Source organism: Mucilaginibacter sp. P4_G9 (genome assembly GCF_056400985.1).
The window spans coordinates 1-979 of the sequence record NZ_JBFUKF010000830.1; the positions used below are offsets into that span (position 1 = coordinate 1).

Sequence of the window (979 nt, forward strand, 5' to 3'; positions counted from 1 at the left end):
GTTACAGTTACCCTTACATCGCTAACCTTTTTGAAGTACTTTATATTAAAGGCCGTTCCTAAAACGCGTGCGTGTAAACCACCGTAGTGAACTATAAAAGGAGAATGTTCGTTATGCTTTATATCAAAATAAGCTTCGCCGTTAATCAGCTGTATCTCCCGCGTTTCGCCAAACCTATCCGGATATCTTATAGATGAACCTGAATTTAACCATACCGTAGATCCATCGGGCAGAGAAATAATATTTATATGTCCCTTTGCGGCGGCTACCGTAACAAAATTGATTTTATTTTTAAAAGAAAGTTTAAGACCCAATGCTATAGAGCAACACAGCAGCACAAATGAAGCTGCGACAGCATATTTGCCAGGTGTTGTTTTTATAAAATACCATTTGCCATAAATCTCTTTATGGATGTTGGTTAACATCTGCTTCTCTACCGCCTTCATTGCCTCCTCATCTTGCAGATGTGCTTCACCAGCTACAGGCTTATGACCAGGCTTCAGCCATTTTATCATTATTATAAAAGTGTATTTGGTTTTAAAATATCCTGCTTACAAGGCAGTTCATGCATTGGTACGTATAATACAAGCCCAACTGGTTTTGGTACCAGATTTATTTTAAAAAAAGGAAAATTATTACCAGGAATACGTCCAAACCTGTACGTAATATTTTGAGGGCATTGGAGATCTGGTTTTTTACGGTTCTGGGGGCTATGTTAAGCATCTCAGATATTTCGCTGATGGATAAGTTTTGTTGACGGGATAATACAAATACCTGCTGCATTTTACCGGGAAGTTCTTTAATACGGCCTTCAATTGTAAGTGCGAGCTCCTTGGCAATTAAATCGTCTTCATTGGTAAATTCGTTACCGCCGCTTAACTGCAAAAGTTCATCTACCCCTYTTTTCCTGACTGCATCCTTTTTATAAAAATTAATAATATTATTCTTCAGCGCTCTTAACAGGTAAGATGAATTATAT

2 protein-coding genes are annotated in these 979 nt (G+C 37.7%); both read right to left on the reverse strand.

Annotated features, from left to right (window positions below; all coding sequences use genetic code 11):
* On the reverse strand, positions 1 to 515 hold a 515-nt coding region (locus tag AC1DPZ_RS27960; RefSeq protein WP_477409686.1), incomplete at its 3' end, for a FecR family protein.
* A gap of 97 nt (positions 516 to 612) precedes the next feature.
* Positions 613 to 979: sigma-70 family RNA polymerase sigma factor (locus AC1DPZ_RS27965; RefSeq protein WP_477409688.1), on the reverse strand; the 367-nt coding region annotated here is incomplete at its 5' end.